Annotated in this window: 12 protein-coding genes, 11 tRNA genes and 2 rRNA genes; 23 read left to right on the top strand and 2 right to left on the bottom strand. The window is 47.7% G+C overall.

The genetic code is table 11. The features are described 5' to 3' along the window. Window positions 1-259 precede the first annotated feature (259 nt). The 21 genes from AOU00_RS06420 (at window position 260) to yajC (ending at window position 12,530) form a co-directional block, all read left to right on the top strand. Window positions 260-3,188: ribosomal RNA gene (locus AOU00_RS06420) — 23S ribosomal RNA — on the top strand. A gap of 77 nt (window positions 3,189-3,265) precedes the next feature. Continuing rightward, a 5S ribosomal RNA gene (gene rrf / locus AOU00_RS06415) occupies window positions 3,266-3,382 on the top strand. 19 nt (window positions 3,383-3,401) lie between these two features. Then, window positions 3,402-3,477 (top strand) — tRNA-Asn (locus AOU00_RS06410). Between the two features lie 3 nt (window positions 3,478-3,480). Beyond that, window positions 3,481-3,572, top strand: a tRNA-Ser gene (locus tag AOU00_RS06405). Between the two features lie 17 nt (window positions 3,573-3,589). Further along, a tRNA-Glu gene (locus tag AOU00_RS06400) sits at window positions 3,590-3,661 on the top strand. A 10-nt stretch (window positions 3,662-3,671) separates the two neighbouring features. Further along, window positions 3,672-3,747: transfer RNA gene (locus AOU00_RS06395), tRNA-Val, on the top strand. A 29-nt stretch (window positions 3,748-3,776) separates the two neighbouring features. Further along, window positions 3,777-3,853 (top strand) — tRNA-Met (locus AOU00_RS06390). Between the two features lie 26 nt (window positions 3,854-3,879). Next, window positions 3,880-3,956 (top strand) — tRNA-Asp (locus AOU00_RS06385). Window positions 3,957-3,984: 28 nt separating this feature from the next. Further along, a tRNA-Lys gene (locus AOU00_RS06380) sits at window positions 3,985-4,060 on the top strand. Window positions 4,061-4,095: 35 nt separating this feature from the next. Beyond that, a tRNA-Gly gene (locus tag AOU00_RS06375) sits at window positions 4,096-4,170 on the top strand. Between the two features lie 5 nt (window positions 4,171-4,175). Continuing rightward, a tRNA-Arg gene (locus AOU00_RS06370) sits at window positions 4,176-4,252 on the top strand. A 12-nt stretch (window positions 4,253-4,264) separates the two neighbouring features. Next, a tRNA-Leu gene (locus tag AOU00_RS06365) sits at window positions 4,265-4,344 on the top strand. A 7-nt stretch (window positions 4,345-4,351) separates the two neighbouring features. Next, a tRNA-Pro gene (locus AOU00_RS06360) sits at window positions 4,352-4,425 on the top strand. Between the two features lie 113 nt (window positions 4,426-4,538). Further along, the gene (locus AOU00_RS06355) at window positions 4,539-5,243 is read left to right on the top strand and encodes a BofC C-terminal domain-containing protein (RefSeq protein WP_069290205.1); all 705 of its coding nucleotides are present in this window, start codon (window positions 4,539-4,541) and stop codon (window positions 5,241-5,243) included. A gap of 228 nt (window positions 5,244-5,471) precedes the next feature. After that, a complete protein-coding gene (gene ruvC, locus AOU00_RS06350; protein WP_013311580.1) occupies window positions 5,472-5,975 on the top strand; it encodes a crossover junction endodeoxyribonuclease RuvC in 504 nt (167 codons plus the stop codon). Continuing rightward, window positions 5,972-6,586 (top strand): Holliday junction branch migration protein RuvA, encoded by a 615-nt coding sequence (gene ruvA, locus AOU00_RS06345; RefSeq protein ID WP_061829382.1) that lies wholly within the window; start codon window positions 5,972-5,974, stop codon window positions 6,584-6,586. The genes ruvC and ruvA overlap by 4 nt, the downstream gene beginning before the upstream one ends. 50 nt (window positions 6,587-6,636) lie before the next feature. Then, window positions 6,637-7,644 (top strand): Holliday junction branch migration DNA helicase RuvB, encoded by a 1,008-nt coding sequence (ruvB, locus tag AOU00_RS06340; protein WP_069290204.1) that lies wholly within the window; start codon window positions 6,637-6,639, stop codon window positions 7,642-7,644. Between the two features lie 226 nt (window positions 7,645-7,870). Continuing rightward, a complete protein-coding gene (locus AOU00_RS06335; protein WP_069290203.1) occupies window positions 7,871-9,964 on the top strand; it encodes a SpoIID/LytB domain-containing protein in 2,094 nt (697 codons plus the stop codon). A 7-nt stretch (window positions 9,965-9,971) separates the two neighbouring features. Further along, entirely contained in the window at window positions 9,972-11,000 is a 1,029-nt protein-coding gene (gene queA, locus AOU00_RS06330; RefSeq protein WP_069290202.1) for a tRNA preQ1(34) S-adenosylmethionine ribosyltransferase-isomerase QueA, read from the top strand. A gap of 20 nt (window positions 11,001-11,020) precedes the next feature. Then, window positions 11,021-12,160, top strand: a complete 1,140-nt coding sequence (gene tgt / locus AOU00_RS06325) for a tRNA guanosine(34) transglycosylase Tgt (RefSeq protein WP_039275028.1) — start codon at window positions 11,021-11,023, stop codon at window positions 12,158-12,160. 34 nt (window positions 12,161-12,194) lie between these two features. Then, window positions 12,195-12,530, top strand: a complete 336-nt coding sequence (yajC, locus tag AOU00_RS06320; RefSeq protein WP_069290201.1) for a preprotein translocase subunit YajC — start codon at window positions 12,195-12,197, stop codon at window positions 12,528-12,530. A gap of 88 nt (window positions 12,531-12,618) precedes the next feature. Here the strand turns inward: yajC and AOU00_RS06315 are convergent, their stop codons facing one another. Continuing rightward, the gene (locus AOU00_RS06315) at window positions 12,619-13,008 is read right to left on the bottom strand and encodes a TIGR04086 family membrane protein (RefSeq protein WP_061829378.1); all 390 of its coding nucleotides are present in this window, start codon (window positions 13,006-13,008) and stop codon (window positions 12,619-12,621) included. A 206-nt stretch (window positions 13,009-13,214) separates the two neighbouring features. On the opposite strand from AOU00_RS06315, the gene AOU00_RS06310 reads away from it, so the two are divergent. Further along, window positions 13,215-13,991: a YetF domain-containing protein gene (locus AOU00_RS06310; RefSeq protein WP_069290200.1), complete on the top strand. Its 777-nt coding sequence runs from the start codon at window positions 13,215-13,217 to the stop codon at window positions 13,989-13,991. Between the two features lie 5 nt (window positions 13,992-13,996). Here the strand turns inward: AOU00_RS06310 and spoVB are convergent, their stop codons facing one another. Continuing rightward, complete coding sequence (gene spoVB / locus AOU00_RS06305; RefSeq protein WP_069290199.1) at window positions 13,997-15,571, bottom strand: stage V sporulation protein B; 1,575 nt, start codon at window positions 15,569-15,571, stop codon at window positions 13,997-13,999. Between the two features lie 307 nt (window positions 15,572-15,878). Here spoVB and AOU00_RS06300 point away from each other — a divergent pair, with 307 nt between their 5' ends. Next, window positions 15,879-16,136, top strand: coding sequence for a post-transcriptional regulator (locus AOU00_RS06300; protein ID WP_069290198.1), 258 nt, complete (start codon window positions 15,879-15,881; stop codon window positions 16,134-16,136). Window positions 16,137-16,162: the final 26 nt, after the last annotated feature.

Below are 16,162 nucleotides of genomic sequence, written 5' to 3'. Positions count from 1 at the left end.
AATATGAAGCGTAAGCTTCAAAAACTACTCACTCGTTGCTCAGTTTTGAGAGCTCAAACTCTCAAAAAAGCTGGTTGTTTACAGCTTTGCACCTTGAAAACTGGATACCGAAACGAAATTGCGTTTTAGAATATTCCTTTAAGCTGATCTTGTGTAAACAAGTGAAATAAAGGTAGCAGGTAAGGAAAGATATTTTGCTTTTAGCAAAAATCATTCTTTATCAAACATCGACATTTTCTTTCTTTGAAAGAAAAGTCTAGGTTAAGCTACAAAGAGCACACGGAGGATGCCTAGGCGCCAGGAGCCGACGAAGGACGTGGCGAACAACGATAAGGCCTCGGGGAGCTGTAAGCAAGCTTTGATCCGGGGATGTCCGAATGGGGAAACCCGGCTGTCTTCATCGACAGTCACTTTCTGCTGAATACATAGGCAGAATAGAGGCAGACCAGGGGAACTGAAACATCTAAGTACCCTGAGGAAGAGAAAACAATAGTGATTCCGTCAGTAGCGGCGAGCGAACGCGGATTAGCCCAAACCAAGGAGCTTGCTCCTTGGGGTTGTGGGACGTCTCACATGGAGTTACAAAGGAACCGGTTAGATGAAGAGGTCTGGAAAGGCCCGCCAGAGAAGGTAAAAGCCCTGTAGTTCAAAACTTGTTCCCTCCGAGACGGATCCCGAGTAGTGCGGGGCACGTGAAACCCCGTATGAATCCGGCAGGACCATCTGCCAAGGCTAAATACTCCCTGGCGACCGATAGTGAAGCAGTACCGTGAGGGAAAGGTGAAAAGCACCCCGGAAGGGGAGTGAAATAGATCCTGAAACCGTGTGCTTACAAGAAGTCAGAGCCCGATCTATGGGTGATGGCGTGCCTTTTGTAGAATGAACCGGCGAGTTACGTTCCCGTGCAAGGTTAAGGTGAAGAGCTGAAGCCGCAGCGAAAGCGAGTCTGAATAGGGCGATCTTGAGTACGTGGACGTAGACCCGAAACCGGGTGATCTACCCCTGTCCAGGGTGAAGGTGCGGTAACACGCACTGGAGGCCCGAACCCACGCATGTTGAAAAATGCGGGGATGAGGTGGGGGTAGCGGAGAAATTCCAATCGAACCCGGAGATAGCTGGTTCTCCCCGAAATAGCTTTAGGGCTAGCCTCGGAAAGAAGAATCGTGGAGGTAGAGCACTGATTGGGTGCGGGGCCCGCAAGGGTTACCAAGCTCAGTCAAACTCCGAATGCCATAGATTTAGTTCCGGGAGTCAGACAGTGAGTGCTAAGATCCATTGTCGAAAGGGAAACAGCCCAGACCATCAGCTAAGGTCCCCAAGTGTGTGTTAAGTGGGAAAGGATGTGGAGTTGCACAGACAACCAGGATGTTGGCTTAGAAGCAGCCACCATTGAAAGAGTGCGTAATAGCTCACTGGTCGAGTGACTCTGCGCCGAAAATGTAACGGGGCTAAACACACCACCGAAGCTATGGCTTGATGCTTGCATCAGGGGTAGGGGAGCGTTGAATGCGGGTTGAAGGTGTACCGTAAGGAGCGCTGGACTGCATTCAAGTGAGAATGCCGGTATGAGTAACGAAAAGATCTGTGAGAATCAGATCCGCCGAAAGCCTAAGGGTTCCTGAGGAAGGTTCGTCCGCTCAGGGTAAGTCGGGACCTAAGGCGAGGCCGATAGGCGTAGTCGAAGGACAACAGGTCGAAATTCCTGTACCACCGTAATCCGTTATGAGCGATGGGGTGACGCAGTAGGGTAGTGACGCGGACTGATGGATGTCCGTCTAAGCAGTGGGGCTGGTGTGTAGGCAAATCCGCACATCGTTAAGGCTGGGCTGTGATGGGGAGCGAAAATTATAGTAGCGAAGGTCATGATCTCAGACTGCCAAGAAAAGCCTCTAGCCAGGAGAAGGTGCCCGTACCGCAAACCGACACAGGTAGGCGAGAAGAGAATTCTAAGGCGCGCGGAAGAACTCTCGTTAAGGAACTCGGCAAAATGACCCCGTAACTTCGGGAGAAGGGGTGCCTCGGTAGGGTGAATAGCCCGAGGGGGCCGCAGTGAAAAGGCCCAAGCGACTGTTTAGCAAAAACACAGGTCTGTGCGAAGCCGCAAGGCGAAGTATACGGGCTGACGCCTGCCCGGTGCTGGAAGGTTAAGGGAGTGGTAAGCCCTTCGGGGCGAAGCTATGAACCGAAGCCCCAGTAAACGGCGGCCGTAACTATAACGGTCCTAAGGTAGCGAAATTCCTTGTCAGGTAAATTCTGACCCGCACGAATGGCGTAACGACTTGGGCGCTGTCTCAACGAGAGATCCGGTGAAATTTTAATACCTGTGAAGATGCAGGTTACCCGCGACAAGACGGAAAGACCCCATGGAGCTTTACTGCAGCTTGATATTGAATTTGGGTACGATCTGTACAGGATAGGTGGGAGCCGTTGAATCTTGAGCGCCAGCTTGAGAGGAGGCATCCTTGGGATACCACCCTGATCGTATCTAGGTTCTAACTTGGTACCGTGACCCGGTACGAGGACAGTGTCAGGTGGGCAGTTTGACTGGGGCGGTCGCCTCCTAAAGAGTAACGGAGGCGCCCCAAGGTTCCCTCAGAATGGTTGGAAATCATTCGAAGAGTGCAAAGGCAGAAGGGAGCTTGACTGCGAGACCTACAAGTCGAGCAGGGACGAAAGTCGGGCTTAGTGATCCGGTGGTACCGCATGGAAGGGCCATCGCTCAACGGATAAAAGCTACCCTGGGGATAACAGGCTTATCTCCCCCAAGAGTCCACATCGACGGGGAGGTTTGGCACCTCGATGTCGGCTCATCGCATCCTGGGGCTGAAGTAGGTCCCAAGGGTTGGGCTGTTCGCCCATTAAAGCGGTACGCGAGCTGGGTTCAGAACGTCGTGAGACAGTTCGGTCCCTATCTGTCGTGGGCGTAGGAAATTTGAGAGGAGCTGTCCTTAGTACGAGAGGACCGGGATGGACGTACCGCTGGTGTACCAGTTGTTCCGCCAGGAGCACCGCTGGGTAGCTATGTACGGAAGGGATAAGCGCTGAAAGCATCTAAGCGTGAAGCCCCCCTCAAGATGAGATTTCCCAGTATGTAAGACCCCTTGAAGACGACGAGGTAGATAGGTTGGGGGTGGAAGTGCAGTAATGCATGGAGCTGACCAATACTAATCGGTCGAGGGCTTATCCTAAAGTAAAACGCAAATAAGTTTCGGATCCAGTTTTCAGGGTGTAACCTTGAATGTAGAATTTGCATAGCAAATTCATGTTTGGTGGCGATAGCGGAGGGGTTCCACACGTACCCATCCCGAACACGACCGTTAAGCCCTCCAGCGCCGATGGTACTTGGACCGCAGGGTCCTGGGAGAGTAGGACGTCGCCAAGCAGAGCTTTATGATTAATATTCCCTGATAGCTCAGTTGGTAGAGCACTCGACTGTTAATCGAGTTGTCACAGGTTCGAGTCCTGTTCGGGGAGCCATATGGAGAGGTGTCCGAGTTGGCCGAAGGAGCACGATTGGAAATCGTGTAGGCGCCAAAAGCGTCTCGAGGGTTCGAATCCCTCTCTCTCCGCCATAATTATTTTATTGTATGGCCCGTTGGTCAAGGGGTTAAGACACCTCCCTTTCACGGAGGTAACAGGGGTTCGAATCCCCTACGGGTCATAAGTAGTATGGAGGCTTAGCTCAGCTGGGAGAGCATCTGCCTTACAAGCAGAGGGTCGGGGGTTCGAGCCCCTCAGCCTCCACCATTTATTTAAAAAGCAGTACCTAATATTATCGCGGGGTGGAGCAGTTCGGTAGCTCGTCGGGCTCATAACCCGAAGGTCGCAGGTTCAAATCCTGCCCCCGCAACCAATTAACTTTTGAATGTAAACTGCTATGGAACTGTGGTGTAGAGGCCTAACATGCCTGCCTGTCACGCAGGAGATCGCGGGTTCGAATCCCGTCAGTTCCGCCATTTTTACAAAGTTATATTACCCTGTTGGGAGCCATTAGCTCAGTTGGTAGAGCACCTGACTTTTAATCAGGGTGTCGAAGGTTCGAGTCCTTCATGGCTCACCATTCATGAACTTATATGTCATGGATATAATGATATTGCGGACGTGGCTCAGCGGTAGAGCATCGCCTTGCCAAGGCGAGGGTCGCGGGTTCGATTCCCGTCGTCCGCTCCATATTTGCGCCCTTAGCTCAGCTGGATAGAGCGTTTGACTACGAATCAAAAGGCCGGGAGTTCGAATCTCTCAGGGCGCGCCATTAACTTCATAAGCCGGTGTGGCGGAATTGGCAGACGCGCGCGACTCAAAATCGTGAGGGAAACCGTGGAGGTTCGAGTCCTCTCACCGGCATCTATTTCGGGATGTAGCTCAGCTTGGTAGAGCACCTGGTTTGGGACCAGGGGGTCGCATGTTCAAATCGTGTCATCCCGATTCAAAAGGAAAGTCGCTGGAAGCAGCGGCTTTTTTTTATATTCATATCTTTTTGTATAAATCAGTAATCCTCAGGTCACACTAACACAAAAAGTGGGACGGAAGGGATTACTGTGAAGCGATTAAGTTGGAAAAAACAGATGAAACGGCGCTGGAAACAGTGGAGAAGAACAGTGTGGGCATGCAGCATTTTTGGTGCGGCTTGTTTGCTGGCAGGGTTGGGTATTCTGTTTTCGAATTATTTGCAGGCTATGTTGTCACAGCCACTCGCTACTACCGTCATGGCAGAGGAGAGCATGGAGGAGGCTTTACATCTGAGTCCAACTGAAGATCACTCCTCACAGATGCAACTATTGCAAAGTATTCGTGCTTCCGGTATAAGCAGGAAGACCCGTCTGTTAACCACCTACGTGTGTGGTACGGAAACACTTTCCTTGGGAACGCTAAGTTCACAGCAGCTAGAGACCTTACTGAAGCAACATCCCGATTGGAAGGGACGACTTAATACCAAAGGAGAGGTGTGGCTGGAGCGCAGGGTGGAAGACTTGTCAGAGTCATGCAAAGAGCATGGATACATGGGGTTAAGCACTGACGGGCAGCTTACACTGTATGAAGGGCTACCTAAAAAGGAAAAAGTTATCCGCACTTTTTTTCAATTGGATGTGGGTTCCATGGAGACGGCCTTGCCAGAAGGGGTATATAAACAACTTCAGCAGGGAATACGTGTACAGGATATAAATGAGTATAACAGTGTAATCTCCACTTTTAGTGACTTTGCCCTGGAGCGAACACAAAGGGTATTAAAGCAGCACTATTGATTACAACTACGAGACGTTAGGCATTGCCCATGTGGTGAGGCTTGAAGCGTCTCTTTTTATGTTTTTACTCACGTTTAAATTTTTTCCTCTATTAGATACAAAGTTTTGTTATAATGAAAAGAACGACACATATGTTCGCTTTATATGGTATTTGGCCATGATTATATTCAGGATAACGCTGGCTTTTGGTTAGGTACGCCATGTTTGAGCGATAGGGGAGAGATTTTTTTGCGTTTTTTAGGAATTGATCCGGGTATTGCCATTGTGGGCTTCGGGTTTGTAGACAAGATTGGCAGTAAAGTAGTTCCTGTGCAGTATGGCTGTATCCAGACTGAGGCTCATACACCGGAAGAAGAAAGGCTGCTTCATGTGTATGAAGGCATGTTGCAATTAATAGATAAATATAAGCCTGATGCGGTAGCACTGGAAAAGCTCTTTTTTAATCGCAACGTTACAACCGCTATGTCTGTAAGTCAGGCACGTGGGGTGCTGGTACTAGCTGCAAAACAACGTAATTTGCCTATAGGTGAATACACACCGATGCAGGTAAAGCAGGCTATTGTAGGGTATGGTAAGGCTGAGAAGAAACAGGTACAAGAAATGGTTAGAATGTTCCTAAAGCTTCAAGTTGTGCCCAAACCGGACGATGTAGCGGATGCTTTGGCGGTGGCTATTTGTCATGCGCACTCCTATGGACTAAATTCAAAATTAAATGAGGTATTGCGAAAATGATAGATTTCTTGCGTGGTTCTGTGGCCCATTTGGAAAATGAATATGTTGTTTTAGATGTGCAGGGTGTAGGGTATAGGGTATTTTGTCCGAATCCTTACGCGTTCGCCAAAACTGAAGGTCCAGTGGTTATTTACATTCACCATCATGTAAGGGAAGATGCTATTTTACTGTTCGGTTTTGCGACCCGTGAGGAGCAGCAGCTTTTCCGTAAACTGATTGATGTATCTGGTATTGGACCGCGTGTTGCGCTTGGTATTTTAGGAGGCGGTACGCCTGCTCATGTGGTAACGGCGATTTATCAGGAGAATATCACATTTCTCACCAAGTTACCGGGGATCGGTAAAAAGACGGCACAACGTATGATTCTGGATTTGAAAGACAAGCTGGACGGTATTGGCTCGTTGGGGATGGCAACCGGATTGTTTGCTGAGCCTGTCGTAGAAGAAGGCGAAGGTTCATATTGGGGCGAGGCCCGTGAGGCGCTCAAGGCGCTCGGTTACACGGATGCTGAGTTGGATAAGGTATGGAGCAGAATGAAGAAAGATGCGAAACCTGATGAATCTGCCGATATTTTGATGAAGCGGGCTTTGCAACTGTTGTTTGCCGGATAGGACGATGATGTCCGCTAACAAATGTCTGGTGAAAAGAGGAGCGATGGAACATGGATGACCGGATTATTTCCGCCAATTTGATGATGGAAGACCAGACGGCGGAGCTAAGCCTTCGCCCCCGTTATCTAAATGAATATATCGGGCAAAATCAGGTTAAGGAAAATCTGAAAGTATATATTGAAGCGGCCAAAATGCGTAAAGAAGCGTTGGACCATGTACTGTTGTACGGACCGCCTGGGTTGGGTAAAACAACTCTTGCTAACATTATCGCCAATGAGTTGGGGGTTAATTTGCGTACGACTTCAGGTCCTGCAATTGAAAGACCGGGAGATTTGGCAGCATTGCTGACCAATCTTCAAGAGGGTGATGTTTTGTTCATTGATGAGATTCATCGCCTTCATCGTACGGTGGAAGAAGTCATGTATCCGGCGATGGAGGATTTTGCGCTGGACATTATGATTGGCAAAGGCCCGAGTGCACGTTCGGTCCGTCTGGATTTGCCACCCTTTACCCTTATAGGGGCCACTACGCGCGCTGGGCTGCTCTCTGCGCCATTGCGTGACCGGTTTGGTGTTATTAGTCGATTAGAGTTTTATACGACAGACGAGCTGGCTTACATCGTGTCTAGGAATGCGGATATTATGGAGATTGAGATTGTTGGGGATGCGGCGGAGGAAATCGCATTGCGTTCACGGGGGACCCCGCGTATTGCTAACCGACTGTTAAAAAGGGTGCGTGATTTTGCCCAGGTTGCTGGAGACGGTATTATTCATTCTGAGTTGGCTGCAGAGGCGCTAAAGAGACTTCAAATAGATCCACTCGGGCTGGATGAAATTGATCATAAAATGCTTAAGGCCATGATTCATTCATTCCGGGGCGGGCCTGTAGGATTGGACACCATTGCTGCAACTATTGGTGAGGAGAGTCAGACAATTGAGGATGTGTACGAGCCCTATTTGTTACAAATTGGCCTTTTACAAAGAACACCTCGGGGACGAACAGTGACTCCGGCGGCATATGGCCACCTTGGAATCCCACTGCCAACGGATCCACGGTGAGTAGGAAACATGATGCTTTTCAAAAAATCATTGCATGATTACACGCAATTATGGTGAATACGATATTGGCTGACGGATGATTGAGGGAAGTGAGAGTGTAAGTAAGATTCGAGCGGGTTCATATTTTGGTTTATTCCGCCGATGTATTTAAAGGGATAGACAAGGGTCGAGATCCCGATAAATTACGCAATATAAGTGCTAGACAGCTAGATTGGGGGAGCCAGAAATGAGTGGAGAAGCATTTAACCGAAAAAGTATTTTCGGTGCATGGATGGGCCGGGCCAAACGAGCAGCAGCGATTATGGTATTAGCTACAGTGTGCATACCTTGGTCTTCGGGCGTTCACGCTGCTGCCGCCCAAGAGGATATTCGTGTAGTGATTTTTGCGGATCTAGGTAGCAAATATAAAGCGACAGTCCCCGCTGTAACCTTGAAATCATCAGGAGGTCTGAGTGTTGGACAGAACAGTGGGGGCAGTTTTCAAACTTGGATGGGACTGCCAGACAGTACGGCTCGTTTTAGTGTAGACAGCTATCGGGTGAAGGTACTTGAAGGAAATGAAGCAGCGGCGATAAAAGCGGCCCAAGCCCTGCAAAAGACTAATGATAAACCTACGGTTTTTATCGGTTCAAAAAATGGTAGCTCAGTGTATCAAGTGTACGCGGGAATATATGCTAGTGAGCAGTCTGCGCAGGCTGCTGTACAGCGGATTTCCTCCGCAACCGGAGCGCAGGCCGAGGTTAAGGGAAACAAGCATTGGTCCACAGGAAGCTACGGAAGCGAGCAGGAAGCTAATCTCGTTCGAACGACAATTGCTGCGGCAGGCTTTGATGCTTTTACTGTAATTCAATCAAGAGGCCAGTATGCTGTATGGGTTGGAGAAGAAAGTAATGACAGCAAGCTGTCGGCTTTGAAAACAGAGCTGGAGAGCAAGCAGCCGAGACTCACGCTGTCTAAAGTTAATGCTACTCAAACCGGCCTCATTATAAGACAGGAAGCAGGAGTCACGACTGGCTCGCAGGTGATGTCTCATTACATGCTAAGTGGTTCTGATCATAGCAAGGTAATTGTCAACGGCGGTAATGATGGAATACAAGTGATGGAGAGATCACAGCGTACATATCGCGGCGAGATGGAGATTGCCATGACGTCAGGCCAGCTGGCGCTTGTGAATGAAGTTCCTCTGGAGCAGTATTTGTATTCCGTGGTAGGAGCAGAGGTCTATTCCTCATGGCCAGATGAAGCGCTCAAGGTTCAAGCGGTAGCGGCTCGTAGCTACGCGCTTGCTCAAGGCAATCGGTTTCAGATCGGCAATGTAGTAGATGGCACGTTAAGCCAGGCTTACAACGGTAAGAGCTCGGAACATGCCAATGTCAATGAGGCTGTAGATGCAACAGCTGGTGAAGTCATTAAAAGTGGCGGCAAAGTGGTCGAAGCTGTATTTTCATCTAATGCGGGCGGTGTGACAGCAGATGCCTCAGAGGTGTGGAACAGTGGTGGCGAAGCCTTTGCCAGCGTAGACAGCTCGGGAGATACTTCAGCGCAAAAAGGAGCACAGGAGTGGTATCATGTACTTCTCTCCAGTGGCAAGACAGGGTATATTCGTGAGGATAATGCTAAGGAACTGGAGGGTGTCACAGAAGCGGGGTTAGACAAAATCACCGTCACTGCGGAAAATACAAATGTGCGTCCTATTCCCCAAATTCAATCGACGGTTACACCAATAGCCAAGGCGCAGCCGGGCGAAGAGATCATTGTATTAGAAAAGGTGCCTCAGTCCGGAGACTATGCATGGGTGCGGGGGCCCTTTACGTCAGCTCAGCTTGCTAAATCCCTGCAAGGGAAAGTAACGGGCACGGTGCCTTCCTCTATTAATCACCTCGATGTCACCAAACGTGGTCCATCAGGGCGAGTGTTGGAGGTTGAAGCGAACGGATCCCCTTTGAAAGTGAAATATCCGGATATGTTTCGCTCAGCAATGGGCGGACTCCCGAGCACACTGTTTGATATTGCGAGTACCGGAAGTTATACTGTATTAGGCGCTGATGGGGCTACTTCTCATGTAAGTGGTACACAAGGCACTCAAATCCTGTCCGCATCTGGCAGCAGTACTTCAAGTGGTAACGGGGTGATCGTCATGAATGAAGATCGTCATGCACGAGTCATTGACAAAACACAAAGCTTTATTTTTACAGGTAAAGGAAATGGTCATGGTTTGGGCTTATCCCAATGGGGTGCCAACGGTTTGGCCGAGCAGGGGTATGATTACAAGAAAATTTTGCAACACTATTACAAAAATGTGGATATAGTTAAGGACTGACCAATATATGAATGTAAACGACTACGATTTTGAACTGCCTGAAACATTAATTGCACAGACACCTTTGCTTGATCGGAGCGCTTCCAGATTACTGACGTTAAACAAAAATAACGGTAAAGTGGGTCATCATACGTTTTCGGATATTGTGCAGTATCTCCAACCAGGGGATACGCTGGTATTAAACGATACGAGAGTGATTCCTGCACGCTTGTTTGGCATCAAGGAAGACACGGGAGCTAAGGCTGAGGTTTTGCTGCTTAAGCAACTGCAAGGGGACCGATGGGAAGCATTGGTGAAACCCGGTAAAAAGCTAAAAAAGGGTGCTGTTATTGTTTTCGGTGATGAGCTGAAAGCAGTAATTGAGGAAGAAGGAGATATGGGCGGAAGGGTGCTTTCATTTTCATATGACGGTATTTTTCAGGAGATCTTGGACCGTCTGGGGCAGATGCCGCTTCCGCCGTATATCAAGGAACAACTGGATGATCGCGAGCGTTATCAGACCGTTTATGCTCGACATGAAGGTTCGGCTGCGGCTCCAACGGCAGGGCTGCATTTTACAGAAGAATTGCTGGACCAGATTAAAAAGAAGGGCGTTACCGTTGCCTTTATCACACTTCATGTTGGCTTAGGGACGTTCAGACCGATGTCTGTGGATACGATTGAAGAGCATGTCATGCACGAAGAGTATTATTCATTATCACAGGAAACGGCAGATGTACTTAATGCAACCAAGGCGCGCGGTGGGAGAATCGTGGCAGTGGGAACAACCAGTTGTCGAACGCTGGAGACGGTGGGCAATACATTCGCAGATGGAGTGCTGCAGGCCAGCAGTGGCTGGACACAGATTTTTATTTATCCAGGCTACGAATTCCGTGTGGTGGATGCGATGATTACGAATTTCCATTTGCCTAAATCCACCTTGGTTATGCTGGTCAGCGCACTGGCGGGCAGGGAGAATATTATGCATGCTTACCAGGAGGCGATTGACCGACAATATCGGTTCTTCAGCTTCGGGGACGCAATGTTCATTTATTAATTAAGGATGGTAGAGAAAATATGGCACCAGCAATAAGATACGAACATATTAAAACCTGCAAGCAATCGGGAGCTCGTCTCGGGCGTGTACACACACCTCACGGAGTTATTGAGACACCAACCTTTATGCCGGTGGGAACTCAAGCGACTGTTAAAACGATGAGTCCTGAGGAACTGAAAGCGATGGATGCTCAAATTATTTTGAGTAACACGTACCATTTGTTTCTTCGTCCCGGACACGATATTATTCGTGAAGCGGGTGGGCTGCACAAGTTTATGAATTGGGATCGCCCTATTTTAACAGACAGCGGCGGATTCCAGGTGTTTTCTTTAAGTGAAATGCGTAAAATTTCAGAAGAGGGTGTTCATTTTCGCTCTCATTTAAATGGAGATAAGAAGTTTCTTTCACCAGAAGTGGCGATGGAAATTCAAAACTCGCTTGGCTCAGATATTATGATGGCCTTCGATGAATGCCCGCCGTTTCCGGCTGAATATGAGTATGTGAAAAAGTCACTGGAACGCACCAGCCGTTGGGCTGAGCGTTGTCTAGAGGCACACGCGCGTCCTCATGATCAAGGTCTGTTTGCCATTGTTCAGGGAGGCATGCATGAAGATCTGCGCAAGCAAAGCGCTGCGGATTTGACTTCCATGGATTTCCCGGGGTATGCTATTGGTGGACTGAGCGTAGGTGAACCGAAACATTTGATGTATGAAGTGCTCGATTATACGGTTCCTCTGCTTCCCACCAACAAGCCACGTTATTTGATGGGCGTGGGTTCGCCTGATGCTTTGATTGAAGGCTCTATCCGTGGTGTGGATATGTTCGATTGTGTACTTCCAACCCGAATTGCTCGCAACGGGACAACGATGACCAGCCAAGGTCGTCTTGTCGTTCGCAATGCCCAATATGCAAGTGATTTTGGCCCGCTCGATCCCGCTTGTGATTGTTATACCTGTCGCAATTATTCACGTGCTTACTTGCGACATTTGATTAAAGCGGATGAAACCTTCGGGCTTCGACTGACAACGTATCATAACTTGCATTTCTTAATACAATTGATGCGTAATGTCAGACAAGCGATTATGGATGACAGGCTGCTTGATTTCCGAGATGAATTTTTTGAGCAGTACGGTCTTCATGATAATGATAAAGGCTTTTAAGTTTTAGGGAGAGTATACGAAAGGGGGATTTAACATGTTTCATTTTGCTACAGCCGCTACTGCACCCGGTGGAACTGGCGGACTTTTCCAAATGATCTGGCCACTGGCTCTGATGTTTGTAATCTTCTATTTCTTGCTGATTCGCCCGAATCAGAAAAAACAAAAGCAGCGTCAAACGATGCTTCAAGCTTTGAAAAAGGGAGATAAAGTAATTACAATCGGAGGTCTTCACGGTACAATTATGGAGATTACGGATGATGTAGTAGTTTTGCGTGTGAATGATGTCACGAAGCTGACCTTTGACCGCAGTGCAATCAGCAACGCGATTGCAAAAGACACGGCATCTGAGGAAGTTGTTTCCAAATCGTAAAATGCTGGTGACCGTTATGCAAAAACCGAGCCTTTAAGGAGGCTCGGTTTTTTTGTGTTGTTTTATTACATGGATACAAACAATTTGATTACTTGTTGAGATTAATGCCAAACATCCCACCACCTGCGCCTATGACAAACGCGAAACCTAAGTGTAACAGGTCCTTGCCGTTCATGCCCGCATCCAATGCCAGAAAACCGACCAGAAGAACGATTAGTCCATACAGGATGCCTGTAATACCGCCTTGATACCAGCCTTTGTTTGTGGATCTTTTACCGGCGACGAAGCCGCCAGATAGCATGGCGAATGCATGGACGATGTACGTATACAATGATAAGTCCTGTTCCTGCATCTGTGTCAGCCACAAGAGTAATGAAAGAATCAATGCGCCAAGCAGCATCCATGCAAAAGCATAAAATAAACCAGATAAAATGGGATGGGCCAGACGAAACGAACACCAGCGGCGAATGAGCTCCATTGATAATTCCTCCTGTACCAAGGTTTGAACTATTATCATTCTATGGCCAAGCCTCCCGGCTTAGTACCAAGTCGCAAGCAGTCTTTCTCTTTATTTCAATAATTTAGCCTTTTGTTTTTTGTATGAGCCAAGTGAGGAACGGTCAGAATACGTGTACAATGAACGACTCATGTCTTATTGCAAGTACAGGGGAGGAGGCGAACATATTGAGTCACGATATTTTTGCTCATATTTTTCGGACGCTGCTCATGTATTTTATTGTATATCTGGTGATGCGCTTGATGGGTAAACGGGAGATCGGCAAATTGTCTGTTTTCGATCTCGTCATATCCATTATGATTGCAGAAATTGCTGTATTCAGCCTGGAGGATATAAAACGTCCACTTTATGAAGGGTTGATTCCTTTAGGAGTGCTGTTAATTTTGCAAATAGGTATTTCATTTTTCAGTCTGAAAAGTCGGCGACTGCGCTTACTATTTGATGGTAGGCCCAGTGTATTGTACTCTAATGGACAATTAAACAAGGATGAAATGGTAAAACAACGTTATAATTTAGATGACTTGCTGTTACAACTTCGCGAACAAAATATAGAAAGTCTGGACGAAGTTGAATATGTTATTTTGGAAACGACAGGTAAGCTAACGGTTATAGGTAAGGATGATAATGATGGAGTGGAACACGAGAAAATGAAGCAGGAATTAAACGGAACAGATTTGACAAACAAAGAGCAACAGGTGAATAAAGTCCATCCTTCTCCACAAATCGGTGGAAAGTTTAGATATGAGGGACTGCCTATTCCATTAATCATGGATGGCAAAGTGCTGGATAGAAATTTGGAACGGATGGATATGAACCGTTTTTGGCTTAAGAATCAAATTCAAGCGAAGGGACACAAAGATTTTAAGGATGTTTTTTTATGCTCAGTTAACCATAGAGGTGATGTGTACATTACACCACCGGCCTATGGAAAATCTTCAGATTAGGTTTCTTATGCTTTAAACCATCTTCTCAGGATTGGAATGCGTGTAAGGTTGTCCCAATCAATCATTTTGATCAAGGTCATTAGGAAAAGGTACAGTATAATTCCCAATCCTGCGGCAAAAATAAACTGAAGCCACATTTGGTTGAACATCGTTAGATGTCTGTAGGTATATAATACTGCTGCTGCCATGATGATCATGCCTATCCCGGTCTTCCAGAAATCGAGCAAACGTACGCGGAAGCGAAGCAGTCTGCTGACACTGAAGCCGTGAAGGAGAGTAACAATGGCACTATTAATACAAATGGCGATGACAGCTCCATAGATACCATACTGAGGTTGGGAAGCAAGCCAGACGATCAGTACAATTTTGATAACGGCTCCGATAAAGGTATTTAATAAGGCACTTCCAGGACGGTCTAATGCCTGAAGTGCTGCCTGAAGCGGGGCCTGAATGTACATAAAAAGAGCAAAAGGTGCCATGAGCTTAAGCATGCCTGCAATATCGCCATTATTGTAGAGTAGCAGACACAGAGGTTCTGCCAATACATACATGATAACGGCAAATGGGGCTCCTGCAACCAAAGCGAGCCGAAGCGATTGATGTAGACGTTTGTGAATGGCTGTAATATGCCCCTTAGCTGCTGCTTCGGATAACGAAGGAACGAGTGAAACTGCTAGCGAACTGGTTAGAACCCCAGGTAGTAATAACACAGGAATGACCATGCCCTGCATGGCTCCATACTGTGCGGTTGCCACGCCAGTTGCGATGCCTGCTACGGCAAGGCTGCGCATGCACAAGATAGATTCGAGCAAATAGGATAAGGAACTGACAAGCCTTCCAGCAGTAACGGGAACGGATATAGACATAAGACGTGACAAAACGGATGATTGCTCGGGATGAACTTCAGAAGAGGGGACAGGCGACTTTGGCTGAAGGATGCGATCTTTTCGCTGGTTACACACGTATTGCCATAGCAGTACAATCATGCCAATGAATTCGCCCGCCAGAGCACCGAGCATGGCACCTGCAGCAGCGTAGTCTACCCCATGGGGAAGTAACAAGTAAGCAAACCAAATGACGCAAAAAATGCGTATAACGGTCTCCGCAATGGAGGAGCTGGCGGAAGGGATCATATTTTGCTTTCCCTGAAAATAGCCCCTATAAGCTGAAGAAACAGCTACAATGACAATCATTGGGCTCATGCTCACAAATGTATAATACACGCGACTGTCGGTCAGGAGATGGCTTGTGATCCAAGGCGCGAACACAAGACAGAGCACCATGGCGATCAGACTGAGTGTAATGGTGAAGCGCAGGCTGGTGTGCAAAATACGCCGCGACATTTCGGGCTGTCCAGCCGTTTCAGCTTCGGCTACAAGCTTGGCTACCGCAAGAGGGATGCCTCCTGTAATAAGCGTCACCAGAACGATAAAAAAGGGATACCCCTGTTGGTACAAGCCAACTCCTTCGGGGCCGATGATACGCGGGAGTGCGATTCGGGGAATAAAACCAAGTATCCGGTTAATAATTCCCGCTGCCAATAAAATGATTGCTCCATGGATGAAAGTCTGCTTTTTCAATCGCAACTCCCTCTTCCCCAAAATGTAATTCTGCGTCTATGCATTACTTTAGAAGATATGCTGGACCTGTCCATGTTCATGACAAGCTTTTCCGTTCAGAAACAAAGTGATTTAGACAACAAGAGGGCGAGTGGTGAATTCTGCTATTGACGAGCGAAATGAATGCATATATTGTTGATTTAAGGCTATTTTCAACGAAAAGAAGGGTTTTCCAGGATCAGGACAGAAATGTTCTACAAAGCAGTCAATAACCCCGCTAATTGCTGATCTGCGGAACCGGTAGTCGCTGGGAGGAGGAACGGCCATCGTGGGTATGGAAGAGCTGAATGAGCAGGATTGGGATGACGCAATTGAGATGCTCTGTCAAAGTAAGGCGGACGAGTTGATTCTCGTAGGCTATGAGCATGTCACAAGTAAGGACGTGTGGAATTGCGTCAGCCATAAATATGAAAAGGAGGGTATTCCTCCGCTGCACAAGCTCGTTAATGATATACTTTCCCTTAAAGCGACGAGCTTTATGAACTATTTGACGATGTCCGCATTACGGGGCTCCACTTTCGAATAGAAGGGGGTCTTTTTTTGCGTTCAAAT

This window comes from Paenibacillus polymyxa, assembly GCF_001719045.1.
Lineage (GTDB): Bacteria > Bacillota > Bacilli > Paenibacillales > Paenibacillaceae > Paenibacillus > Paenibacillus polymyxa_B.
Note: the sequence above shows the minus strand (reverse complement) of the source record. Positions and strands in the feature narration are given on the sequence as shown.

Bases quoted from the DNA above. Each gene is read 5' to 3' on its own strand.
- queA (WP_069290202.1), top strand. From the start codon at position 9,972: ATGAATGTAAACGACTACGATTTTGAACTGCCTGAAACATTAATTGCA.
- ruvB (WP_069290204.1), top strand. From the start codon at position 6,637: ATGGATGACCGGATTATTTCCGCCAATTTGATGATGGAAGACCAGACG.
- ruvA (WP_061829382.1), top strand. From the start codon at position 5,972: ATGATAGATTTCTTGCGTGGTTCTGTGGCCCATTTGGAAAATGAATAT.
- yajC (WP_069290201.1), top strand. From the start codon at position 12,195: ATGTTTCATTTTGCTACAGCCGCTACTGCACCCGGTGGAACTGGCGGA.
- AOU00_RS06335 (WP_069290203.1), top strand. From the start codon at position 7,871: ATGAGTGGAGAAGCATTTAACCGAAAAAGTATTTTCGGTGCATGGATG.
- tgt (WP_039275028.1), top strand. From the start codon at position 11,021: ATGGCACCAGCAATAAGATACGAACATATTAAAACCTGCAAGCAATCG.
- AOU00_RS06315 (WP_061829378.1), bottom strand. From the start codon at position 13,008: ATGGAGCTCATTCGCCGCTGGTGTTCGTTTCGTCTGGCCCATCCCATT.